We start from the raw sequence: 23,792 nt of genomic DNA, 5'->3' as shown, positions 1-23,792 counted from the left end.
CTCGTGCGACCTCGTCAGGGTCGCCGAGCCCGTGGCGACAACGCGGAGCGGCCGGACGCGCGGCGTCGGACCGCAGAGGTAACCTGCGCAGTGCGTTCTGACCGATCGGAGGTGACACGGGTGACGGACGATGCCGTCGAACGACCTCGGGCAGGCTACGGCGTCAAGCTCGTACGTGGCCCGTTCGTGCGCCTGGCACCACACCGTCAGGCATGCAAGGACGACGACGAGTTCCTCCGCTTCGCGGCGGCGTGCCGTGATCGCGGCGAGCGGCTGGCCGCGGACCTGTTCTGCGGTGCCGGGGGCCTGAGCCTGGGTCTGACCGAGGCGGGGTTCAAGGTGGTCCTGTCGGCCGACCGCGACCTCGAGTCCGTCGAGACGCACCGACACCACAACCCGGGCCTCACCCTCGACTGCGACCTCGGCGAATCGGCCAATGTCAGACGGATCGCCGCCTTGGTCAAGGAAGCGGGGATCGAGCTACTCGCAGGTGGTCCGCCGTGTCAGCCCTTCTCCCGGGCGGGCCGCTCACTGATCCGTCACCAAGTCCGCCACGGCCTTCGCCCGGCGCACGACGAACGCCGGGACCTCTGGCGTTCGTTCTTGGAAGTGATCCAGTTGGCCAGGCCGGCCGCTGTGATCATGGAGAACGTCCCCGACATGGCACTCGACCGGGAGATGTTCATCCTCCGCACCATGGTCCACGAGTTGGAGTCCATCGGTTACGCGGTCGAGGAACGAGTTGTCGACACCCTGCGCTACGGCGTGCCGCAGTTCCGCCAGCGGCTGATCTTGGTCGCACTGCGAGACGGGGTCGCCTTCGACTGGCCGGAGGAGGTACCGGACCGGGTGTCGGTCTGGAACGCGATCAGCGACCTACCCGAGGTCGAGGGCGGCTGGAGGCCCGAGGGTGGGGCGGACGGTTGGACGGATTACACCGGTCCGACGTTTGCCTTTCAGAAGCACATGCGCAGGGGTGTCGCACCGTCGGACGCTGGCAAGGTCTTCGACCACATCACGCGACCCGTACGCGAGGATGACCTGCGCGCCTTCGACATGATGGACGCCGGCACCAGGTACTCGGACCTGCCGGAGGACGTCAAGCGCTATCGCGACGACATCTTCGACGACAAGTACAAGCGCCTGAGCGAGGACACCTACTCCCGCACCATCACCGCGCACATCGCCAAGGACGGCTACTGGTACATCCATCCCCGACAGGACCGCACGCTGACCGTGCGTGAGGCCGCTCGACTGCAGACCTTCCCCGACCGGTTTCGCTTCGCCGGCCCACCGTCGGCGGCGTTCCGCCAGATCGGCAACGCCGTACCCCCGGCGCTCGGCACCCAGCTCGGACGCGCCGTCATGACGGCGCTGGACGCCCTGAGGCCAGCCCCCTACCGCAGCCACGACATCGCCCAGGCCCTCGCCACCTGGTTCGACGGCCTAGTCGAGCCGACCCTTCCGTGGCTGCGTGCCCGGACGCGGTGGCAGGTAATCTCCGCCGAGATGCTCCTCGACCGGGCGGCACCCGAGCAGATCCGAATTCTCTGGTCACTGCTCGAACGATGGGAGCAGCCGCAGGACACCGTTGACGCCGGCGACGAACTTCTCGAGATCGGGCGGTGGGTCAACCGCGAGCACCGAGCCGAGCGGCTGCTCGAACTGGCGCGCACGCTCACGTCGCAACCGGACCTGCTCGACGACGATAAGATCCAAGGCCTCCGCGGGGTCGACGCCTCGGTAATCGACCTCGCCGTCCTCGCGATCCCGACCCGCGGCGAGGACGACGCGGAGGAGCCTGTGCTGATCACCAAGGGCACCCACCGCGTCGCCGCCCGCTTCACCGGCGAGCACGTCGAACGAAGCCACAGGATGACCGCTGGGCGTCTCGCCGTCGCCCGAATGATCGGTGATGACAAGAACGCACGGCGAGCGCACCTAGGCCTGATCGAGCTGGCTACCTCAGTCTGCCGTCCCACCGACCCCGCCTGTCCCCGCTGCCCGCTGATCGAAGCATGCAGCGAGGCTGCCAAACGGGGTAATCGGACCGCAGGGCAGCCGGTGGTCAGTCCCTGAAGCCGAGCGCGGCAGCGACGTCAGGGGCCTCGGCCCGCAACGTCTCACCGATGCGCTGCAGGGCCGCGTACTCGCCGGCACGCATTGCTGCGGCGCGCAGCGCCAAACCGACAACTGGCATGGGCGGCGCCGCCCCAGACGCCTCACCGCGAGACAAGGCGGCCAATTGCTCGGAGCCTGCCTTCGAGCCCTCGGCGGCACTGCGCGAGTTCTTGCGGTAGGCGTCGTCCGCACGCATACACAGCTCGTGAACGGGACGTTCGATCAGCTGACGCAGCTGCGGCGGCATGGCCACCCTGATCTTCGCCACGTTGATGTTGAACACCACGTCAAGGTCCGTGTCGAAGTCCAGTGCTACCCGCGCGAGCTTCGTGTGCTCGTCGATGCCCCGCATCCCGTTCCACCCGCCCCACTGGACCAACCGCTGGGCGCGGTAGATGTACAGGCCCTGCTGACGGTTCCAGTTCAGCGGGCCCGACAGCCGCTCGAACTCCGCCTGGGACGTGAACTGATCGCGAGACGGCAGGACGTACCGCTGTAGTGCCACCGTGCCGGCGGCCTCACCGACTGTAACCTCGAAGCGCAGCGGAGGAAGCACCTCGCGGGCGGGCTCGTCTGGAGCAAATGGGTTCCACGGCCGGACCTTCTCGCCGTTGATCGTGATTACGAGACCACCGCCAACCTCACCCTCGAGGAAACGGTGGAAAACCGTACCCAGGTGGTCTGCCGTCCTGCCTGCCAGCGCCTCCAGTCGGCGGCGCGCCCAGCCACCCTCAGGCTTACGTTCCGGCAGAACGCGGTCGAGACCGCGCCAGAGCACAGCGGTCCCTCCCGTGTCCGCCACCGTCTCGCGGGCTCGGGCGACCTGATCGCCGTCTGCCGGTTCGGCGATGACCCAGTCGTCCACCTCGGCGATCAGGTCAAGATCGATCATTCGCGAGACGGTGCGGGCCGTGGCCGCTCTCCTGCGGCTGACCACCGTCAGGGACCGGCACTGCGACAGAGAGGCAGTCTTCAATCCCAGCCCGTACCGACCGAGATCACCGCGACCGTAGTCGCGTCGGCTGCCGTAACGCATCGCTTCCAACAGACCGTTGGCACTCATACCCTCGCCGTCGTCGGCGATCATCACCCACGAGTCGGAACCATCGAACACGACGTCAATCTCGACCCGACTCGCGCCCGCAGCAACGCTGTTGTCCACGACGTCTGCCACAGCAGTCGGGAAGTCGTAACCGATGTCACGCAGCGAGTCGGTCAACCGCGCAGCAGACGGCGCCACGCTGTACAGGTTTCGCACGCTCACGACGCTTCCTCCGTTCGACAACGACGACGGGGACCAGGATGTCACACTCCTGCGCGACCCACCTCACGGGACGCACAGCGATGCGCCTGAAGCCCAACTTTTGACACGGAAGGCAGGGCGGTCGAGCGGTCGCCTGCGCGCGAACTGGGATGAGATTCCGGTGAACTTTGCCTGCCCTCGGCAGAGTTCACCGGAGCTTTCCGATGCATGGCGGCGCCTCCCCTCGACACGTGCGCCAGATTAGAACAGGGGTACGACCGGAGCGCTCGACTGGAGCCGGTCAGGCGGACCGCGGTGGATGTGACGATCAGCGAACCGACCGCATTCGTCCTGCCAGCCGCAGGTGGAACAGGTGTGCAGCGTCCGGAACGCAGGAGGCAGCCCAGTTACCCAGCGGCGAGGTTCTGACTTGCGGCCGTCCGGGCGACCGGACTCGCGGGGGTGGTGCCCGCGCATGACGAGCCGCGCACCTCGACAACAACCCGACGCGCCGGCTCTTCGACCCCTCGACGAACCTCGCACTCCCACACCCTGACCACTCGCCAACCGGCCTCGATCAACTCGTTGTCGACCCGCTGATCACGGGCCCGGTTCGTGGCGATCTTTGTCCTCCACCTCTCGGCGTTGGGACCACGGAATCTGGAGGGTCCGTGCTGCGGACATCCGTGCCAGAAGCACCCGTTTACGAACACCGCGACGCGCGGACCGGGGAACACGAGGTCCGGCCGGCAACGGTTGAACAGGGTCCGCCCAAGGCGAAATCGGAGACCCAGTGCGTGTACGGCGCGGCGCAACGCCATTTCGGGTGCGGTGTTCCGTGTACGCCGTCCTCGCAAATGAGATCCCTGGGCTGTGGCTACCCAGTCTCGAGAACCACCCCGAGACGGTGGGGAGCCGCCGCCATCGGCACTGGTCATCACAGTCGTCACCTCGGAATCTCGGTAAAGGGCCACCCCGGTTCCCCAGCCGGCTCTCACCCTGTTTACCAGTACCGACTGGGCCTCGACCGACGTCGACGGAAGGCCCGGATACAGCTCACTTCGAGGGGCATAACTGGCGACCCCCTGCGGACGAGGCCCTCGGGCCTGCAGGGGAGACGACGCGGATCTGAGCCCTGAATCGCCGCCTATCCCAACATTGACGCGGGTGCAGGTCGATGGCCAAGTGATTCTCGACGCCGTCGCGCTGGCGGTCAGGCTCTGGCCCGACGCTGAGACGACGACGATCGATCAGGCTAGGGGCCGATTGGGTCGGGTGTCGGCCTATGCGGCCGTCGGCACCGACATGGATGGCCGAGAAGATCGCTGCGGGCGCCTGTCCGCCGCCGGCTCTGCCGGCGAAGTGGTGAACCAGCCACGAAACGGCAGCGGCCGGGAGGCGGCTACGGTCGTTCGGCCGTGCGGTCGCGGGGTTGTGGACGAGGTGGCGGCTGGCCGTGCTGGCCGGGCGAGGTTCATGGCTCGGCGGGCGGTGCGGGCGGCAGCGCACATGCCGCGCTGGCCGGCGCACTGCAGGTTGCGGCAGTTGCCGTGGTTGTCGGGTTGGTGGGCGGCGGCGACGTCGAGGGCGAGCCGCCACAGGAGTGGGTCGGTCACGTCGTTAGGGATCACGGCGAGCAGGCTGAGGCGTTCACGAGGCATGGTGAAGTCCCTTTCGTCGACGGTCACGTCGTCCGGCACGGACTACCGGACGGACGGTGGACACGATCGACGCTCACCTTTGCCCAAAGATCAAGTCGTCCGGTCTCTTCGGCTTTCCGACTGGCGGCGCGAAGGTGCGCCTGGCAGCAGATCTCCGGTCGTCGGACGAGGCACAAGAACTGGCTGTTCTGAGGTAGTCCCTTGGACGCCGTCACGAGCGCGATGAGCCCCGACTCGCCGTCATTGGTGACCGAATGGAGCCCGGCTGCTTCCCAACCGCTGCGCAATCGCCGCCAAAACGGAGACACCCGCTGGGCGGCGCAGGCTGAGACGCCTGGGCATGTAGCGACCGCTGCCGACAGCTGGTGGGTCGGGGCTCGTCGGAGCGCGCGAACTTGGCGGACGGCATGGCGGGTTTGCTTGGGCGTGCCGACTTGGTTGGTTGAAGTCGTCGGCCGCCAGTCGCCGCGCCACGTTCGGGGTGCCCGCCCTCGGCCGACCCGGTTGGGGCCGGCCGAGGGAGGGCGGTCAGGTGGTCAGTGGTTCGGCGGGTAGTGGTATTCGCCGTCGGCGATGGCTTCGTCGCCGGGGCGGTCGGGGTCGTAGATGGGGTGCGGGGCGCGGGGCCTGATGTCGTAGATCAGGTTGTCGGGCGGCCACTGCTCGGGAGTGTGGGGGAGGTCGGTCAGGGCAAGGCGGTGGGTTTCGCCGATGGGCTGCCAAACCGGGTCGGCGGGGTGGCCCTGTTCGGGGTTGCTGGTGACGACGGTGAGGTGCCGCAGGTTGCGGCGGTCGAGGTACCAGCGCAGGTCCTGCTCCCGTTGCGGGTCCTCAGCTTGGAACAGCAGGGGCGCCAGGTTGGTTTGTTCGGCCAGCCGCCGGTAGTGGTGGACGCGGTTGGCGAGGGCGCTGGTGTGGATGTTTCCGGGGTCGGGTTCGTACCAGAACGCGTGTCGGTTGCTGGCGTGGATGTACTCGCCGTGCCAGGCGGCGCGCCGGGGTGTCGTGATGAGTCGGCAGGTGCGTGGTGACCACCAGGTTCGTAGGTCGGTGCCGGGCTGGGTACGGGCGCGGGTGGCCAGGTCGACGAAGAAGTCGCTGGCTTGGAGCAGACCGGGCAGGCGCGGGTCCTCGCGCAGCCGGTCACGGGCTCTGTAGACCTGCGTCGGCGTGACGCGTCGGTAGCCGCCGAGAGGGGTGAGCTGGGCACCGAGCGGGCCTACGCACCACAGGGTGTGCTCGGTGTCGCCAACGGCGGTGCTCAGGAGGCGGTCGATCCAGCCGCGGCGGGCGAGGATCTTCAGTCGCCGGTTGGTCGAGGCCGGGTCGGTGGCGAAGCCGAGTGTGGTGAGTTGGGCGGTGGTCAGGGTGCGGTGCTCGGCGAGCATCTCGACGGCCCACCGGTCGCGGAGGCAAAAGCGGTGGGTTTCGGCGAGGAGCAGCTCGAGCGGGACCGGTTGGGTGGATGGGACGATGAACTGTGAGTGGTAGGTGGTCAACACGACCAATACCTCCGGTGTCGTGCTGCCGATGGGCGGCAGCGGTGATGGTTGCCGCGCGACTGCGTCGGTGCGGTCGCGCGGGTGGGGTTCACGACCGCCGCGACGCTGCGCGACGGTGGATCAAGGGGTTGCGGTGGCGGATCGCCGGCCCTGCGCTCGGATGTCCGAGTGGATGCGACACCGACGGGGTCCGCAGGTGAGGTCGCCGGATACGGCTGTTGCCGCCGGTCTTTAGGAGAAGGACCGAAGCTCCTTGGCGTTTCGGATTCCTCCGGCAGGGAGAGTGGACGCCAGTCGGGGGGTTCAGCCTTGCGACGGCTCGGGCTTACAGCACTGACCGAGGGCGGCCGAGCGCGTCAGGCCCGTCGTCGGGCTCTCGCAGGTATGGCGGCGCGACGGCGAGGCTGGCCACGGCGTGGAGACCGTTGGTGGCCGTGCGGCCACCACAGCGGCCCTGCGCGGCCGACACCGGCCTTCGTGGCGTGGTCACGGTTCGCGACGACTAACAGGCACCTGCAGGGGCTGCTCGGTTAGACACTGGTGCGGATGGTGAGCCCGTTCGGCGGGATGGAGCCACAGCGGCACCGACCATCGGGGGCCTTCCCAGCGGGCCATACGGTGATAGGCGCGCCAAGTTCGCAGCCGAATTCGGTCAGGGGTTTGCTGCAGCACGTTCGTGCCCGCCTCGCGTAGCTCGTCCGCCTCCTTCGTGATCGCGGGGAGGCGGAGCCTGCGCCGCGCGACAGCGCTGAAGCCGGCCTCGATCGGTTGCAGGTACCCGTCCGCAGCGGTGCGGTCTATTCGGCCGAGCGGCCTGGCCCTCGCGGCGGGGTTGGGCTTACGGCGTGCAGGTGAGCGCGGATGGCGGTCAGCCGTTGGTCGAGTGTGGCGACCTGGTCGCGGCGCTCGTAGGGCAGTGGGGTGCCGCGGTGGCAGTACGGGCAGGCTTCGTCGTCGCGCCAGTGCTCGCCTCGGGGGTCGGGGCGGCGGTAGGTAATCGCGCAGGTGTCGCAGATGAGCAGGTGCTCGCGGTCGTGCTCGGCGGTGAGCTGGTGGATGGTGGTGTGGCGGCGGGCCCGCCACGCCAGGTGGGCGCGAACGGCGCTGACCTCGTCGTCGCGGGCAGTCCGGTAGCCCTCGATCGCGGCTGCCTGGACCTGAGCCCAGGATCGAGACGGTGATTGGCGCAGCCCGTCGAGCATCCAACTGTCGAGGAGTTGGCCTCCGTTGGCGAGGGTGGCGGCGGCGGCGCGTAGTCGGAGGTGGTCGCCGTGCCGGTCGGCGGCGGTGAGGAGTTGTTTGGCCTGCTCGGTCCAGACGTCGGTGTGCCGGTCGAGCAGCGCGGTCCCGGCCTGGCGGGTCAGTTGCGGGTCGTCGCGGTTGGCCCACCAGGCCAGCAGCGTGTCGACGAGTTCCGGGTTTTGGTCGTGCAGGTCGGGCAGGGTGGCCGGGTACCAGCGGGCGAGCAGGTGCGCGACGGCCGGGATGTTCAGGAGCCGTGCGACCTCGTCGGCGGCGTCGCGGATGGCGCCGAGTTGGTCGATGCGATCCCGCCGGTCAGCGCCAGAGGCGGCCTGGTCGTAGTGGTGCTGCGCCCGGACTTCGGCCGCGATACGGCCGGCGAGGAGCTGCGGCAGTGAGGCGCGTGCGGCGGCCCGGTCGGGCAGCAGCCATACCGGGCCGCCGATGGCGGCGGTGGGGTCGCGTACGAGCCCGCACGCGGCGACCACGAGGCTGTTCGCGTCGGCGATGTCCCGCCAGGCCTGCCCGCCGCCGGCCTGGTGGTCGCGGCGGGCGGCGACGAGTTGCTTGCTGGCGGCGGCGAGGAACGTGGCGGCGCGGGCGTCGGTGGTGGTGAGCAGCAGCAGCGGTGGGCAGTGTGGCCACCGGTCCTGCCAGGCCCGGTCGGCGGCGTAGGCGAGGTAGCGGGTGACTTTGTCGCGGAGCACGGCCTGGGTCATGGTGGCGAGGTCAACCTCGACGAACGCGGCGGCGGTGCCGGTGACCCCGTCGTGGTCGACGTCGACCAGCAGCGCGGCGTCTGGGGTCAGCCGGCGGGTGCGGGTGCCCCAACCGGGCGAGCGGGTTTCCCATGCCTGCCAGCCAGCCCGGTCTGACCACCACCTGCGCAGCGCGAGTCCGGCGGCCGGGCCGTGGTCGCGGACCGCGAGCCATATTTCGCCGATCGTCGCGGCATGCGCGACGTGCAGGCCGGATGGGCGTTGTCGGCCGGGCGCGGCGGCGGTTCCCGAGACGAGCCGCGCGCCGGGGATGCGCAGCCACCAGTGCCGTGGCGCGGACCCGGATTCCCGTCCGGGACGGACCGCGTCGATGAGGCCGGCGGTGCGTAGCCGGTCCAGGCGGTGTCGGACCGTGCGCACCGGCGCGCCGGTGGCCCGGGCCAACTGGTCGGTGGTCAGCACTCGGTGGGTGTCGAGCAGGACGAGCAGGTCGTGCGACGGACCACCGGAGGTCCGCAGACGCCGTATGAAATCCTGGTTCGACATGCCGACCTCCCTGATTCGGCTCCCATGGCCCACTCTCGGTGACACGGACAGTGTCAGTCGCCTGTCGATCAGAATCCGTCGCAGCGGCCTTGGCCTGCGGTGTGACGGTGGTGAACGTTGCCGTTCGGATCCGAAGCAAACGGCAACCCCCACAACCCTTCTTCCACGGCCGTGACGCCGGACAGTCGAGCGAAGGTCGGCACCGTTCGGCCGTTCGTAGCGAACCGATCGATACCAATCCAGCCATGGATCGCCACCAGGTGCGGTGGATCGCCCGGCGCCGGTCTTGCGGGCCCGACGGAGCCTGCGGCGGTCTGGGTCCGGTCTTGTACCGGCCGCTGGAACTTCCTCGCCCTCAAAACGGGGTTTGTCAGCTCTAGCGAACGCCCCCCTGGTCTGACAAAGTCTGACACCGCGCGCACACAGCCGTTAGCAACGGCTGACAGAGCAGCTCAGCCGGCATTTGCCCCGTTTGGCGGGGGGATGCCGCCGGCCGAGGTGTCTGCCCTTCCTGTCCCTGCTGGTGTCTCCCAACAAGATCGGGGATCAGCCGGCAAAGCTCTGACAGTCGTCGGTGCTGTCCGTCGAGAGGTGGATCCGGCGTGCGAGGGCGGGTAGGCCCGTGACCAGGACTGTCAGACCAGCGGGCTGCGCTGTCAGAGTCCTGTCAGACCAGGGGGGCGTTCGCTAGAGCTGACAAACCCTGTTTTGAGGGTGTCGGAGCAACACGCCCGCAACGGTGAACTCGATCAACGCTCATCTTCGCCTGAGCCTCGAGCGGTCCGCCGCACTCGTGCTCACGGATGGTCGGCGAGGTCTGCCCCCGGCCGGGCCATCAGACCGGCCAGGTATCAGCTGGCCAGCTGAGATGACAGATTCGTCGTACGGGCGGTCGGGGTCATAGATGAGGGGCGAGGCTCGCGGCCACACGTCAGCGAAGATCACGTTGTCGGACAGCCGCTGCTCGCAGACGCGCGGGCGGTCGCTCGGCCGGTCGGGGTCAGGCGGTCAGTTCCGCCGATCGGTTGCCAAATCGGCGCTCCCACACTCAAACCGTCGCTTGTGTGCTCTGCCGAACGCCTACCGAACTCACAACCGCTCACAGCGGCTCACGGGCCGACGCAGGTCAGGTGGCCAACCTCATCGGCACGGCAGGGGACGGACGACAGCGGATACGCACCAGATCTCGACGACCATGGCGGCAGCGCCTTGCTTCCCCCGATCGCACATGTCAGCGCCGTGTCCGAACCAGGCGCGCCGATCAGGGTCCGAGCTTGCGACACCGCCTGTTCCGACGCCCGACCGTTGTCGCGCGACACAATGTCATCGAAAGAAGTCGATGACATCGTCCGCGTGAGGATGGCCACGGCCACGTGACAGGACTGGCGGCAGGGCGCCGGTCACGTGTCCGGACACGGCCGTGACACCAACGCCAACTCAACGACGACCGGCGTTGCCATCGCGTAGGCAACATGATTCCTAGGTAGTCAGAACTTCTGCCACTACGGCCCGGCCGGCGTCCGAGACAACGCGCATGTCATCGACGTTCATCGTTGACAGAGTGTCCGGCAGGGTCGCTGAGCAGGGCCGGGACAGTTCGTGGACACGTGACACGGACCCGAGTGACACACGATTGGCCACGGGGACATCTGCGCGCCAGCGTTGGCCATCCCGGCGCGCCGCCACCACGCCACTCGGACAGGCCCGCAGGCAGCCCGCCGGCCATGACCGTCGCGCCGCTGCCGCACATGTCCTCCGACAACAGTGTCCATCTATGAACATGAGTGCCGGTTCGCCTGTCGCGATCGCGTCCATGTCATGTCCGCGCCACCGGCACGTGTCACGTTGGCACGGCGTCAGATGTCCGCAAGTCGTCACACCGCCTGCCGCGACATCGACAGGAGTCACTGACAGATCGGCCGGTGTGACACGTCGGCACGCGAATGCGGCACGAGCGGACCCAGAAGAGCGGTGGGCCCGCGACGGCGTGAGGTCCTCGACCCACGCCCAGCCCGCCACACCGCGCCAGCGGCTCGTGGCACCACACCGACCCCGACGACGAGCTCGGTCAGGAACTCCTCCGAGTCGACGACGTGGACAACGGTGACGGAATCTCCGGCAGCGGTCACGAACAGAGAGCAGGTCAGCTGCGAAAGGACGATGGTCGACGGGTGACTTTGTGAGTCGTTGTGAGCGGTTGTGAGTTCGGCAGGCGTTCGCCAGAGCACACAAGCAGGGGTTTAAGGGTGTCAGAGCCCGACCCGTCCGGCTCAGAGTCGGCTTCGACTGGAGCGAACTCCACGTCGCACCACCACGACCCCTGCCCGCCTCGTACCGGCTCGGTCCGTTCCCTGACCGGCCACCGGCGTCCGGACGCTACCTGACGCCACCAGCGCCGCAGGCCCGATCGTCGCCATCGGGTCGACGCCACGTCGGCCTGCCTCCTCACCCCACCGTCCCGAAACCATCCGGCGACGCCGTCGCCTTCTCCCACTGCAGAGGACCATCGCGATGAGCACCCCTGAACCTCACGTCGAGCACACACAGCCCGTCCGCACCGTCGAGGACCTCCCGCCTGGCACATGGACTACCGAGCGGATCCGCGCCCTGGGCATGGTCACCGACCTGAGCACTGCGGCCCGGATCTTCGGGCTGTCCCGTTCCGTCGCCTACGACTTGGCCAAGCGCGGCGAGTTCCCGGTCGCCGTGCTGCGCTTCGGCAGCCGCTATCGGGTGCCGGTCGCCGCCATCCTCCACGCCCTGCACCTGCCGACCGGCGACGACAGCCATCAGCCACCCGATCGCCGGGGGACGACTTGATCGCCGGCGGAAGGCACGCGTGGATCACCCCATACGCAATCCGCAGCCACCGGCTGCCGAACACCCCACCCGAGGGAGACAACTGATCATGGCGGAAGGATCCGTCTTCAAACGCTGCTCGTGCCGCGACGGCAACCGGCGCAAACTCGGCAACCACTGCCCGCAGCTGCGCCGGGCGAGCGGAGCGTGGAATCCCACCCACGGCCGGTGGGCCTACCAACTCGAACTGCCCACCCACCCCGGCCAGGCGCGCCGGCAACTACGCCGCAGCACCTTCGACACCCGCGACGCCGCCACCGGCGACCGCGACCACGCCAAAGCCCTACTCGCCCTCGCTGCTGACGACCCGGCAGTCGCCGCCGAGATCGCCGACATGCTCCTCGCCGTCACCGCCGGCGCGCCACTGCCGGACCGCGACACCATCGCCCGACGGGTCCGCGCCGGACTGCCCGCCACCGTCACGACCACCGTCGGCGAGTACTTGCTCTCGTGGCTGGCATCCCGCCGCAGCCTCAGCAGCGTCCAACCCAACACTTTGCTGGCCTACGAGTCGCACATCCGCGTCCACCTGGTCCCACACCTCGGCACCATCGCCCTGGTCAAACTACGGGTCGAGCACGTTGAAGCCATGTTCGCCGCCATCGCCGACCGCAGCACCGCCATCGAGATCGCCCGCCAGAGCGACGACCCCACCATCCGCGCCAGCGTCCGCGGCCTGCGCACCACCAAACCGGCCAGCATGCACCGCATCCGCGCCACCCTGCGCAAGGCACTTAACGACGCCATCCGCCGCGGCAACAACCGGCTCATCGACTTCAACCCCGCCGCCCACATCGAACTGCCCTCCGGGGTACGCCCCAAAGCCCGGGTATGGACCACCAAAGCCGTACAGCGGTGGCGCGACACCGGCGAGCGGCCCAGCCCGGTCATGGTCTGGACTCCGCAGCAGGCCGGCGCGTTTCTCGACCACGCCGAAGAGCACGACATCGCCCTCTACCCACTGTTCGCGCTCATCCTGCACCGCGGACTGCGCCGCGGCGAGGCCGTCGGACTTCCCGACACCGCCGTCGACCTCGACAACTCGATGATCAGCGTCACCCAACAGATAGCCACTCACGGCTACACGCCCGTAATCAAGAAGGTCAAGTCCGAGTCCGGCAACCGGATCATGGCGATGGCCAGCATCACCCGCGTCGTCCTGCGCGCCCACCACGCCCGCCGCGCCCAGTGGAAACTTGCCGCCGGCCACACCTGGCCCGACACCGGGCTGTTCTTCGTTCAACCTGACGGGCAGCCCTGGCACCCCTACGCCGTCACCGACCGCTTCGAGGTCCTGGTCCGCGACGCCGACCTACCCCCGATACGACTGCACGACCTGCGGCACTGCGCCGCCACCTACCTCAAAGCCGCCGGTGCCGACCTCAAAGACATCCAGGAACTCCTCGGCCACTCCTCGGCCGCCATGACCGACGTCTACACCTCGGTCATCGCCGAACTCGACGTCGAACGCGCCAAAGCCGAAGCCGCCGCCGAACTGCTCCCCCGCCGACGCAAGCGCGCCGCATAGACAGACAAGGCACCCGACAGGCGGGGACGGCAGCCCAAGCTGCCGCCTCCGCAGCCGAGCCCGACGCCGTCCGCTGCGACGCTGCCCGCCGTGTCCGCGAGTAGCGGACGGAGCTCAAGCCGTCCGCCACTCCAGCGGCCACGGCGCGTCAGGCCTTGCCCGATGGTCCGCTGCGGATAACCGCCGCCCCACGAAAAGGGGCCTTTCAGGCAGTACCCCGGAGGAGGCCGCACAGGCCGACCGGCTGCGGTGATCATGCGGTCGGCGATCAGGTGCGGTGATCGAAATCGAAGCCGGCCACCCACTTCTTGAGAGCATCACGGATATATGTGCGGACGTACGTCTGGAACCGGGTTCCCGGCATCGCGCCGAACTCGAACGGTAGATGGCCAGCCGTCTGGCTCAGGCACTTGTTGGCGGACGGGGAGAACGAGTTGGTCACGAACAGGCTCGCCATCGTCCGCGGGAAGTAGGCCCGCACACCGACATACTTCAGTGCCTCGTCTCGTGGAACGCCGAGCGGGTAGTACTTGCCCTCGATCGTCAGCACACAGCCGGACGCCTTTGGTAGTTGCGTCTTATCCCGGCATACGCGCGCCGCTTTCGTATCGACGAGCAAAATGTCCGATTCCGCGTCGAATTTCTTGGCCTGCACCTGCACCCTCACCCGGAGATGGACCTCGATCGGGCGAGCGTCTCCGAAGTACAGCACCGCGTGGGTGAACGGTCGTCGCCGAGCGTGAATGAAGCCGGGGGCGCCTCGGAAGACGAGCTCCGACACTTCCTTCTCGTAGCAGTCTTCGTAGGTGACCCGGGCACCGCACTCGGCCGCCGTAGCGATCACCTGGGCGAACAGGTAACCTTCGTAGATGCGATCCGCCTCATCGGATCGGGTGAACGGTGTCGTCACACCCTGCATCGCGTCAGCCAGCTCAGTGAGCAAGTCGCCGATGGGATCCGTCATCCCGGGACCACCGCCGCCCGGAGGGCGATCAGGGTGCCGACAACACGCTGCCGGCCCTGCGTATCGGCTTCCAGGTCGGGCTGCCAGAGGATGACCGCTTCTTCGTTGTCCTCGTCGAGTGCCGTGATGATCTGCTCAGGCACCGCGACTCGACCCTGGAAGCCGTCGGTGAGCACGCGCACCGTCTCCGTGCGGAGGCTCGGCAGATCGCGGTAGATCGCGAGCATTGCATCCAGCAAGAGCAGAACCCGCTCTGTATCCGTGTACGGCCGCCACCGAATTTCGGGCTCAATCCGGCTGCGTTCGTCCGGCCGTATGCCATACCCGAAAAGACGGCCGCCGCGCCGCTGACCGTGGCTGCTACTGCCTTCCGTCACCGACTCGGCGGCGCCCTCAGCAACGGCGGCATCCACCGCCTCCACCACCCAGGTCAATCCATGATCGGCACACAGTCGCCTGAGAGTCAGGTCTACCCGCGCCAACTCTGACGCCTCCATCGCTGGGGCCTTCCCACATCTCGGCATTGTCCAGGGCATCCAGCCCAGTCCAACCAAACACCATAGTGGTCAGTCTGGCCACCGGCTGCCCCCCGATTTGCGCGCAATCGGGTCAGCCAGAGGGGTCAAGATCGACGGCGGTTCTTGCCGGTGGCTGCGCATTGCCGCCGGATCGCAGCGCATGCCCGGCTCGGCACCTCCTCCTCGGGAGAGCCCTCCGCCCACAGAGCAAGGACTTCCTCAGCGAGGCCCTCATCTGTAAAAGATCAACGCCACGTGCGGCAAACCCCGCCACGATCCGCCATGCCATAGCCCACGCCGCTACATCGTCGAACGCCTGACTGAAGGTGGGAAGGAAGGCATCGACCGCGTCAACCACCGGATCGATCCGCTGCCGATCGACCCCGCGGTTCTCCAGCCATATTCATCGCCGCCGGCCGGCGTGGCTGGGCGAGCTCGAATGGGCAAGCGGCGGAGGTTGACGGGAGCCAGCATCACCCGCAGCATCAAGGTCGCATCACTGTGTAGTCGCGAGCGGGAGGGCCTCATGCTCATCAACATCGTGGCCGGCCTGATCACGGCCGCCTTGCTCGCGGCCGGCGGCTTGGTCCTGCGCCACCGCACGCACCTCGGACTGCTGCGGACCACTCTGACGTCCGGGCGGCTGCGCGTGTCGGTTGCGGCGCTGCTGCGCATCAAGGACGACGACGGTTATGTCCTAATCCACCATCCGTTCCGGCCGGGCGTGTACGGGCCACCGGGCGGCGTGGTCAAGTACACCGACGAGGCGCGCGGAGCCCTAGACGCAGTGGGGTTCGTCGAGCAGCGCCCGGCCGGCCGCGAGCTGACAATGAAACACGACTTGCGTGGATTTGTCCCAGCCCGGCATGGCATCGGATTCCTGCGCTGGTACGACCGCTGCGCCGGCCGCGAGTCCGGTCCCGAATGCCTGCGGCGGGAGCTGCGCGAGGAGCTGTCCGAGGCCGGGCACCCGGAACTCGCGCCGCTGGCCGGCAAGCTTCGATTCGAGCTGATCAGGTCGGTCGTCGACGGGCCGCGGCCCACGCCGGGCAAGCAGCACCGCACGATGCGGTCCTTCGAGGTGTACGACCCGATCCTCGACTCGCCCGAAGCCGTCGAGCTGCGGCGCCGCATGCTGGAGTTGGCGCACGACGCGGCGGAGACCGAGATCGTGCTCGCCCGGGTCGCCGATATCGAGGACGGTCGCCGCGAGCAGTTCCTGATCAGTCCGCAGTCGGCGTTCCTCCTGAGCACACGCCGAATCCATGAAGACCTGCCCGCTCTGCGCTGACCCTGCGGCCGACATCATGGAAGGAGGCGGCACCGGATGACGCCGACGGTCGATCCGCTCGCCGAGTTCCTGGGTGCGGAGGTGGCGTTGGCCTTGCGGCGCTGGGCTAGGGCCGGTGGGGGCATCGTGGAGCTGCCGGACCACAAGTGGAGCGCGTCGGGTTTCACCGGTGCCGTGGTGACCGCAATTCTCTTCAAGGATCGGCACCTCGATGGTAGGTGGCGCTCGCGTAAGCAGATCATCAAGGTGATTCCGGCAGGCAAGGAGTGGGAGACGGGCCTGCACGAGCTGGCCTGGAAGCAGAACACCGAGTTCGCCAAGCGTTATCTGGTTCGTCAGTTGGGCCGCCCCTGCGAGGTGGGCGACGGGCGCCACATCATGTTCCAGGACATCGCAGGCGACCTGCTGGACTATCGCCCGATCGACAAGCTGTCTCCCGAGATACAGGAGGCAGGCTGCGCGGCCGTAGCGCGGCTAGTCCTGACCGAGTGGAACGGCGACCGATGGCCGGACCGAGTGACGCTCGACCGGGACGCCGTCGACAACTATCTGCGTCACGAGCTACGAGAGCCAATCGAGCGGATTGAGCGCTGGGCGGACGAGCGCGGCCTGGTGCGGCCCGGGGACGAGCATGTCGGCGTTGACCGGCTGCCCAATCCCGTCGCGATGGTCCGATCCGGCCTATCCGTGCGGCATGTCGTGATCCAGTACATGTATGGCCTGAGCCACGGCGACCTGCACCGCGGGAACATCCTCGTCCCTGATGCCTTGCCGCTGGAGCCTAAGCGGATCAGGGTCGTCGACCTGGCAGCGTTCGACCCGGCCGCTTCGCTGACCCGCGATCTTGTTGCGCTATGCCTCTCGGCTGCCGCGGCCGAGCTCGGCGTCGCCCCTGAGGCGTCGGCGTCGGAGGATCTGGTCCATCTGCTCCTGGCTGGCACCGGCGAACCGTCTGGACAGGAGAAGACGGGCAAAATCCTCAGGGCCGTCCTACGGGCGGCCGAACAACCCGCGCCCTTCCGGGTCGAATGGCGGGCGCAGTATCTGCTTTCGTTGCTCGCAGGCGCCTTGGCGCACACCACCTACCGGAACCACAGCGATGCCGTGCAGCGCTGGTTCTTCCATGTCGCGACCAGGGCCGGGGCGGAGTTCCTACGGTTCGCGGAAGAAAGGGACATGATCCCGGCAGAGCCGGAGACGGACGAGAAGCCGGAGCAGGTGATCGTGTCCCTGGTGTCGGCTGCGGCTGATCGAACCGCCGCCTACGACCTGCAGCGCCGGCTGGTTGACGTCGTCAAAGGGGCGCCGAACTGGACGATTCACGTCCTGTGGCACCGGGATGAGGCCGGCGAGTCGCCCCGCAGTCTGCGCCGTCCGGACGCTGTGGTGGTCCTGCTCTCCGAGCGCAGCGCCATAGACCCCGGCTGCAAGCGCGAGATCAGGGCAGCCTTGACCGGCGCCATCGATCTGATCGGTTTCCGGACCGGTGGGATCGAGGTGCCGCACGAAGACCTGCGCGGGGCGCCGGTGCTCGACTGCGGAGACGAGGGTTTTGCCGATCTCGTTAGCCGGATCACCGAGATCTCTATGCAGGGACGAGTGGGCCGGATGCTCGAGGAGAAGCTGTCCCGGACCGAGGCGGAGGAGCAACGGGCGGACGGCGCGCAGCGGCGAAGGCTCGCGATTCACAACCGTGAGCAGCGGGTGCGGCTGGAGGACGAACTTCGCCGCCGGAGCGCCGCCGGCCGCCGTCGTGACGCGGCCGGGCCCGCAGACCTCACCGAGGAGAACGTCTCGGACGGCCGCGTCCGGCTGGTCAACCAGGCGCCCATCGTCCCGGCGGCCGAGTTCCACGATCGGGTGTCCGAGAAGCACCGGGTAGAGGAGGCCATAATGGACGCCTCAACCCGGGTGGTCGTGGTCCACGGGGCCGCGGGCGTGGGCAAGACCGCGTTCGCGGCGGAGCTCCGGCGCCGGCTCGCCGCGCGGGAGGCGGAGGCCGAGGCGGATGCCGTCGTCTACCTCTCGGCCGACGGATACCGTCCCATCAACGTGGCCGTCGTGCTCGCCGACCTGGCCCGGGCACTCCCGGAGAGTTCGGGCCGGGCACGGCTCGAGGAGCGTCTGAACGACCCGGTCGAGTGGCGCCAGAAGCTGACCGATGTGCTGGCAGCACTTCGGAACACCACGGTCGTGGTGATCCTCGATGCCGCGGAACACCTGCTCGATGACGGTGCCTTCCGAGACCGTGAGCTGGGCGCGTTGGTCATGGAGCTGGCCGGTCACCCTGGGCACCCGACGACGCTGGTCCTGACGGTCGCGGGCGGACCGCCGCAGCAGCTCCGCCGCGACCTACCAGCCAATGTTCGATTCGTCCCGATGAACCCGCTGCCGTTCGACGACGCCATCGCCCTGCTGATCGCGCTCGACCGCGGGGCGGCGCTGGCCCTGTACCGGATGGAGCCGGTGGACCGGCAGCGTGCGTACACGCTGAGTCAGGGAAATCCGCGCATCCTCGAGTTGCTGGTCGGCGTGCTGCGGCAGGAGCCGGACACAACGGTGCCCCGCCTTCTCGACGAACTGGAGCAGGTGCCTCTGCCGGATGTCGAGGCGACGCTCCTCGAGGCGACCTTCAGCAACCTCGACCGCACGCAGCAGCGGGTCGTGCAGGCCCTCGCGGTCTACGGGCGGCCGGTCCCACCGGAGGCGGTCGACTTTCTGCTGGCAGCCCTGGTGCCAGGGGTCGACAGCGCCCCTATCCTCCGAGGGCTGCACGAACGGCGCGTCGCCCACCACGACCACGGGCACTACTTCCTGCCGCCTGCGGAGAGCGACCGAGTCGTCCGCGGCTTGGAACGTGGCGATCTCGACGACCACCGCCGGGTACCTCTGCCCTTCACCCGCTTTGCGATGTGGCATCACGCCGCAAGGTACTTCGAGGAACGCCGAGTGGCTCCGGTCCGAAGCCTGCTCGATCTGCGGCCCGCATTCAGCGAGATCGACCTTCGCATCCGGGCCTGGGACTGCCGTCGCGCGTACGAGGTCATGAACACCATCGAGGACTACCACCTGCGCCGCTGGGGGCAGAGCAACGCACTGCTTGAATGGCGGCGTGCGGTCCGGGGCCGGATCGGGGACGACACCGAGGAAGCGAACAACCACCGCCGCATCGTCGCGGCGCTGCAACAGCAGGAACGCATCGAAGACGCAATTGTCGAACTTGCGGAGGCCCGCCGGAAATGCTCATGGTTCGGCGCGCCCAAGGCCCGGCTCATGCTCGACATCCAGCTGGCGACCGTGCGCTTCGAAGCCGGCGAGTTCAGCCACGCCGCGCGACTCTTTCGCCGGCAGGTTTGGCAATGCCGCATTCTCGACAGAAGACGCGAGCTGGTGATCGTCCGCGCCGACCTGGCACTCTGCCTGGCTCGGGCTGGCCACCACGCCCAAGCGCTGCGCGCCTTCAGCACGGCGCTCGCGAACGCTCGCGCGCTGCTGGACACCGTGGAGCGCGAACGGATCCTCCCGTTGCTTCTCATCGACTATGCCTGGACCCTCGGGCAGATCGGTGAGCCGCGATCGGCGTTGGCCCTGTTGCAGGAAGGTGCCGCCGTCGCGTCCGGAGCGGCTACCGAGGACGAGGTCGCCCTAGGGCTGTGCTTCAACGGCGAGGCTGCCGTTCACATCGACTCGGATGCGGCCGGCGAGGCCGTCGAGCCGGCCCGGCGTGCCGCCGAACTGGGAGTGCGTACCCGGGATCCGCGTCTGATCCGACAGGCCAACCTCAACCTGGGCCTGGCGTACCTGCGTCTCGGTGGCCGGGACGACGAGGCGCTCGCCGCCGCCGAGGTCAGCGCGAGGCTGGACAGCGGGGATCGTGCGGTTGGGGCGAACGGCCTGCTCGGGATTGCCGCGTTCCGCCAGCGGATGCGAGACCGGGCGCGGCTGGCATTCCTCACCTCGCGGGACGGGGCCAACCAGCGCATCGGCCGGGAACCCCGCGACTATCTCGCGTGGGAGGCCAAAGGACTGGCCTCCTTCGGCCTCGCTTTGATCGAGGAGTCACAGCGGCGCAGGCGCCTCGCCGAGGCTGGGGAAGCCTTCGAGCAGGCCCGGCAGATCACCTCGGCGCTGGGCGCCGTCAATCGCAGCGCTGTCCTGCTCGGCGCCTTCGGCGAGCGGGCCGATGACGATTTGGTCGCCGCAATGACAGCGGTGGCCCGGGGGTCCGCGTCCCCCTTCTCTTACTAGATCTTGACCACCGACCGTACCGACACGTTGCTTACGGTCCCGTCGGCCCAGCGGACCTGGAGTCGGCGCAGGCCGGCCCGGTTGACGTGCACGACCTCGCCCGTAGGCTCCTGACCTGGCCGGGGCTGTCGCCGCCGGACCCAGTCACCGCGCCGCCATCCCCTCCGATTCGACGGAGCGTCGCCCGGGCCAATGGATCGGTAATTTTCATTGACCACTGTCGTCACTCCTCGGTCGCATCCAAGGTGCAGAAAGGCCGCTGCGCGGAACTGATTTTCCGCCAGCGCGAATAGGATGTCCGGCACGGTCGAAAGGATGGCGACGCCTAGGTGCGCACACCTGAAGTTAGGGTGCCAGCACGCTGCGCGTCTATGACGTCTTTGATGGCGGTGAAGTGCCGTACATGGCGGTATCCTGTCGCGGCCATGCCGCGTCGGCACTGCCTTCCGGCCTCCGCTTGCGCACCGGCGAATAACGGTAGGAGCAGCTTGTCGAGTCGTCTTCGGATCGCCGTTTTCGATCCGCTTCCCATGTTCGGCCGGGGAATCGCCCAAGTAATGGGCGACACCGACCACGATGTCGAATTTCCCGGCGATCTATTTACCTGGAGCGGGTATGCAGGACCGCATCTCATTTCGCTGACCCTGCTCGGCCCGTCAGATTGGACACTGCTCGCGACGCTGCGGGACAGCCGGCCGCGAACCGCGGTGGTTGCTGTCATCGAGAACGGCGATGTGGACCGATGCGTGCGAGCGCTGACCTCCGGCGCCGTCGGCGTGATGGCGCGGGAGGCCGACGCCGGTACGGTGCGCAGCGTCCTGTCGGCAGCCGCCTCGGGCCACAGCCTCCTTCCGGCCGACGTGGTCCGGGCTCTGACGTCACCCCCCCGATCACCGCAAGCCGGACATGTCCCTACGGAGATCGAGATCTCGTGGATACGCCTGCTCGCCCAGGGCTTCACGGTCGCGCAGCTGGCCGCGCACGCGGGTTACTCCGAGAGAATGATGTTTCGCGTCCTGCGCGCCATCTATGGACGATGGGGGGTCGCCAACCGCACCGAGGCAATCGTCCACGCACGCGGAAACGGCTGGATCTGAAGCTGTCGGCGCTGGGGCGTGATCAGGCCGACTCGTAGGCCCACACCATCAGCTGGGCACGGTCGCGGCAGTGCAGCTTGGTCATCGCGCGGTTTTGCCGTGAGTCATGGCGGTGAGCGAGCTGCTCACATGCTCGCGGCGATCGCGTCGTTGCTCAGCCCTCGGGCCACCAGCTCGACGCTCTCCTACTCGCGGACGGTCAGAAGGTCCCGGTCGACCGCCAGGTCGGGCGGGGCGGACGCGGTGACGAACTCGCTGATCAACGTGTGGATGACCACCGGGGACAGCAGCGCCTCGCCACGGGCGACGACAATGACGGCGCGCAGCAGGTCAGCCGGGGCGACCTACTTGAGCAGGAAATCGCTGGGGTCGCCTGCAGCGCGGCGCTCGTGCTAAGCAACAAGCAGTTGGTTCGCGCATCGCTCCATCCGACCTGCACGGATTCACAGGTCAGCAGGTTGTGGGCCGCCTGGGACTCGAACCCAGAACCTAAGGATTAAAAGTCCTCAGCTCTGCCATTGAGCTAACGGCCCGCTGCGCTTCAGGCTACCCGACCACCTGGGGCCGGGTTGATGTCCGCCCCCGGTCCAGACGAGCGATGCTGATCTACGCCCGCCGTGACGCGTGAGCGGCGATACCCTCCCGCCGATCGCCGTCTGCCTCGGGGTTGCGGCGCATCGGGTGCAGGGTTGGACCGTCCGGCAGGACGATCGGGGGACGGGGTGCGTAGCCGTGCCGGCGGTAGAGGTCATTAGCGGTGGTGGTGCTGGTCCAGGACGGCAGGCCTACGTGGTCGAGGCGGCTGCGGTGGTGGGCGAGCATTGCGGTGCCGCAGCCGGCACGTGCGCTGCTGGGCCGCACCGCGAGAAACGCCAGCTCGTAGTGGGGCTCGGTGGGTCGCTCCGTTGCGAGCAGCCGATCGAGAGTGTCGAAGCGGTCAGTGTGCGGGCCTGCCGCGTCGGCCAGTCGCATCTGATAGTTCGCCGGCGGCGGGATGCTGCGGTATCGGTGGAAGCCGACGGTGGCGGCGGTGGCGTCGTCGGTGAGGTGGATGTCGCCGTAGAACATGGCGTGTTCGATCCAGATGCCGAGGACGTCAGTGAGGATCCGGCGGCGTGGGCCTGGGTCGGGGATCAGCCATGTTGCGAGAGGGCTGGGATGCAGTGCGTCGGCGATGAGCGCGGCGACGTGGTCTTTGTCCGCCCAGCGGGCGGCGCGGATGCGCATTGCAGTGTCCATGGCGAGATTTCCCTTCGAGATTGTCGGTCGAGCAGGTCAGGAGTTGCCGCTGCTGGTGGCACGGGCGTGGACGAGGAACAGGTGGTAGTCGTCGACCAGGGGGCCGGTCCGGTCGCTGCCAGGCGGCGGTGTGAGCGCGGCTCTTTCGTAGGCGAGCAGTTCGCCGGTGGCGGGGTTGAGGATCAGAAGAAAACGAATGGCGTCGGAGGCTGCGCTGACGCCGACGCCGGTTCGGCCCGCCCTGTCGGTCACCGAGCCGTGGTACGCGATGCCGGGGGTGTCGCGCAGGACGGCGAGGACCGCGGTGCGGGCTGCTTGGTTGGGAGTACGCCAGCCGAGCAGGCTGACGAGGCCGCGAATGACGGCGGTGGGTCCGAGGAATCGGGGCTGGGTGGCGTCGATGTGCGCGGTGAGTGCTGCCGGGTCGGCGGCAATCGGGCCTATGGGTCCGTCAAGCTCGCCGGGGTGGTAGGTGCTGTCGTCGGTGGGCTGCTGATCGGTGGGGTAGCGGCTGCGGATGACGCGTCCGGAGGCGTCGTCGGCCCGCCAGCGTTGCTCTTCGAACAGCACGATCCGCGTGGTGGTGCTGTTGCCCGCGATCGTGGTGTCCGTGGCCCATTGCAGCAGGTGGACGTAGGCGAACCGGCCCGGAATCGCATCGCAGCCGGACGGCCCAACCGTCACCGCCTCCAGAGCCTGCCGCGCAGGGGTCGACTCCGGCAGATGCGTCGGTAATGGGTCGAGTTTCTGCTGTGCGCGTGCCTTGAGCTGTGCCGCGGTCAGGGCGGCAGGTGACAGACACGGCGACACGGCCGACCGGGACGCGGCGGTGCTGGAGGGCGAGGGTGGGGATTGGGCTGGCCCGGCGGCGCCCGTCCAGTTCGGGATAGCTGTGGCGGTGGCGAGGAGGCCAAGCGCGCAGACGGCGGCAGTGACCTTCGCGGCTCGCCGACCCAGCGGGTGGGGCGTCTCGGTCGCGGGTCGCACGTGGGGCAGGTTGTTCACGGTCAGCTT

At 68.3% G+C, this 23,792-nt stretch carries 14 protein-coding genes, 1 tRNA gene and 1 pseudogene; 6 read left to right on the top strand and 10 right to left on the bottom strand.

From position 1 onward, the window contains the following. Positions 1 to 120: 120 nt before the first annotated feature. Positions 121 to 2,079 (top strand): DNA (cytosine-5-)-methyltransferase, encoded by a 1,959-nt coding sequence (gene dcm, locus ABZ780_RS05330; RefSeq protein ID WP_357484411.1) that lies wholly within the window; start codon positions 121 to 123, stop codon positions 2,077 to 2,079. Here the strand turns inward: dcm and ABZ780_RS05325 are convergent. The 5 genes and pseudogenes from ABZ780_RS05325 to ABZ780_RS05305 all read right to left on the bottom strand — a co-directional run bounded on the left by ABZ780_RS05325 (position 2,069) and on the right by ABZ780_RS05305 (position 9,034). Beyond that, positions 2,069 to 3,385: an ATP-binding protein gene (locus tag ABZ780_RS05325; RefSeq protein WP_357484409.1), complete on the bottom strand. Its 1,317-nt coding sequence runs from the start codon at positions 3,383 to 3,385 to the stop codon at positions 2,069 to 2,071. The two genes, dcm and ABZ780_RS05325, sit on opposite strands and share 11 nt — an antisense overlap. 386 nt (positions 3,386 to 3,771) lie before the next feature. Next, a complete protein-coding gene (locus tag ABZ780_RS05320) occupies positions 3,772 to 4,302 on the bottom strand; it encodes a very short patch repair endonuclease (protein WP_357484406.1) in 531 nt (176 codons plus the stop codon). Between the two features lie 537 nt (positions 4,303 to 4,839). Continuing rightward, a pseudogene (locus tag ABZ780_RS05315) lies at positions 4,840 to 5,025 on the bottom strand (hypothetical protein); the annotation flags it as partial. 536 nt (positions 5,026 to 5,561) lie between these two features. Then, positions 5,562 to 6,527 carry a replication-relaxation family protein gene (locus ABZ780_RS05310; RefSeq protein ID WP_357484403.1) on the bottom strand — a complete coding sequence of 322 codons (966 nt, stop codon included), beginning with the start codon at positions 6,525 to 6,527 and terminating at the stop codon, positions 5,562 to 5,564. Positions 6,528 to 7,324: 797 nt separating this feature from the next. Continuing rightward, on the bottom strand, positions 7,325 to 9,034 hold the full coding sequence (locus ABZ780_RS05305) for a replication-relaxation family protein (protein ID WP_357484401.1): 1,710 nt from the start codon (positions 9,032 to 9,034) through the stop codon (positions 7,325 to 7,327). A gap of 2,511 nt (positions 9,035 to 11,545) precedes the next feature. On the opposite strand from ABZ780_RS05305, the gene ABZ780_RS05300 reads away from it, so the two are divergent. Both ABZ780_RS05300 and ABZ780_RS05295 read left to right on the top strand, forming a co-directional pair. Beyond that, positions 11,546 to 11,854, top strand: a complete 309-nt coding sequence (locus ABZ780_RS05300) for a helix-turn-helix domain-containing protein (protein ID WP_357484398.1) — start codon at positions 11,546 to 11,548, stop codon at positions 11,852 to 11,854. A gap of 88 nt (positions 11,855 to 11,942) precedes the next feature. Continuing rightward, positions 11,943 to 13,421 carry a site-specific integrase gene (locus tag ABZ780_RS05295; RefSeq protein ID WP_357484396.1) on the top strand — a complete coding sequence of 493 codons (1,479 nt, stop codon included), beginning with the start codon at positions 11,943 to 11,945 and terminating at the stop codon, positions 13,419 to 13,421. A gap of 268 nt (positions 13,422 to 13,689) precedes the next feature. Here ABZ780_RS05295 and ABZ780_RS05290 read toward each other — a convergent pair whose 3' ends face one another. Both ABZ780_RS05290 and ABZ780_RS05285 read right to left on the bottom strand, forming a co-directional pair. Then, a complete protein-coding gene (locus tag ABZ780_RS05290) occupies positions 13,690 to 14,385 on the bottom strand; it encodes a hypothetical protein (protein ID WP_357484393.1) in 696 nt (231 codons plus the stop codon). Continuing rightward, entirely contained in the window at positions 14,382 to 14,882 is a 501-nt protein-coding gene (locus tag ABZ780_RS05285; protein WP_238685390.1) for a hypothetical protein, read from the bottom strand. Before ABZ780_RS05285 ends, ABZ780_RS05290 begins: the two co-directional genes overlap by 4 nt. Positions 14,883 to 15,429: 547 nt before the next feature. Between ABZ780_RS05285 and ABZ780_RS05280 the strand changes: the two genes are divergently transcribed. The 3 genes from ABZ780_RS05280 to ABZ780_RS05270 all read left to right on the top strand — a co-directional run bounded on the left by ABZ780_RS05280 (position 15,430) and on the right by ABZ780_RS05270 (position 21,539). Then, on the top strand, positions 15,430 to 16,194 hold the full coding sequence (locus tag ABZ780_RS05280; protein WP_357484390.1) for a hypothetical protein: 765 nt from the start codon (positions 15,430 to 15,432) through the stop codon (positions 16,192 to 16,194). A gap of 36 nt (positions 16,195 to 16,230) precedes the next feature. Continuing rightward, complete coding sequence (locus tag ABZ780_RS05275) at positions 16,231 to 20,442, top strand: AAA family ATPase (protein ID WP_357484387.1); 4,212 nt, start codon at positions 16,231 to 16,233, stop codon at positions 20,440 to 20,442. A gap of 488 nt (positions 20,443 to 20,930) precedes the next feature. Then, positions 20,931 to 21,539, top strand: a complete 609-nt coding sequence (locus ABZ780_RS05270) for a DNA-binding response regulator (RefSeq protein ID WP_357484385.1) — start codon at positions 20,931 to 20,933, stop codon at positions 21,537 to 21,539. A gap of 461 nt (positions 21,540 to 22,000) precedes the next feature. On the opposite strand, the gene ABZ780_RS05265 is transcribed toward ABZ780_RS05270, so the two are convergent. From ABZ780_RS05265 to ABZ780_RS05255, 3 genes are all read right to left on the bottom strand, one after another. Continuing rightward, a tRNA-Lys gene (locus ABZ780_RS05265) sits at positions 22,001 to 22,072 on the bottom strand. 73 nt (positions 22,073 to 22,145) lie between these two features. Continuing rightward, positions 22,146 to 22,778, bottom strand: coding sequence for an N-acetyltransferase (locus ABZ780_RS05260; RefSeq protein ID WP_357484382.1), 633 nt, complete (start codon positions 22,776 to 22,778; stop codon positions 22,146 to 22,148). A 36-nt stretch (positions 22,779 to 22,814) separates the two neighbouring features. Beyond that, positions 22,815 to 23,783 (bottom strand): hypothetical protein, encoded by a 969-nt coding sequence (locus tag ABZ780_RS05255; RefSeq protein WP_357484380.1) that lies wholly within the window; start codon positions 23,781 to 23,783, stop codon positions 22,815 to 22,817. Positions 23,784 to 23,792 lie beyond the last annotated feature (9 nt).

Origin of the sequence: Micromonospora sp. NPDC047467 (assembly GCF_040643095.1) — a bacterium.
Classification (GTDB): domain Bacteria; phylum Actinomycetota; class Actinomycetes; order Mycobacteriales; family Micromonosporaceae; genus Micromonospora.
This window is presented reverse-complemented; position numbering and strand designations above follow the sequence as displayed.

Bases quoted from the DNA above. Each gene is read 5' to 3' on its own strand.
- ABZ780_RS05320 (WP_357484406.1), bottom strand. From the start codon at position 4,302: ATGACCAGTGCCGATGGCGGCGGCTCCCCACCGTCTCGGGGTGGTTCT.
- ABZ780_RS05305 (WP_357484401.1), bottom strand. From the start codon at position 9,034: ATGTCGAACCAGGATTTCATACGGCGTCTGCGGACCTCCGGTGGTCCG.
- ABZ780_RS05300 (WP_357484398.1), top strand. From the start codon at position 11,546: ATGAGCACCCCTGAACCTCACGTCGAGCACACACAGCCCGTCCGCACC.
- ABZ780_RS05295 (WP_357484396.1), top strand. From the start codon at position 11,943: ATGGCGGAAGGATCCGTCTTCAAACGCTGCTCGTGCCGCGACGGCAAC.
- ABZ780_RS05290 (WP_357484393.1), bottom strand. From the start codon at position 14,385: ATGACGGATCCCATCGGCGACTTGCTCACTGAGCTGGCTGACGCGATG.
- ABZ780_RS05285 (WP_238685390.1), bottom strand. From the start codon at position 14,882: ATGGAGGCGTCAGAGTTGGCGCGGGTAGACCTGACTCTCAGGCGACTG.
- ABZ780_RS05280 (WP_357484390.1), top strand. From the start codon at position 15,430: ATGCTCATCAACATCGTGGCCGGCCTGATCACGGCCGCCTTGCTCGCG.
- ABZ780_RS05275 (WP_357484387.1), top strand. From the start codon at position 16,231: ATGACGCCGACGGTCGATCCGCTCGCCGAGTTCCTGGGTGCGGAGGTG.
- ABZ780_RS05260 (WP_357484382.1), bottom strand. From the start codon at position 22,778: ATGGACACTGCAATGCGCATCCGCGCCGCCCGCTGGGCGGACAAAGAC.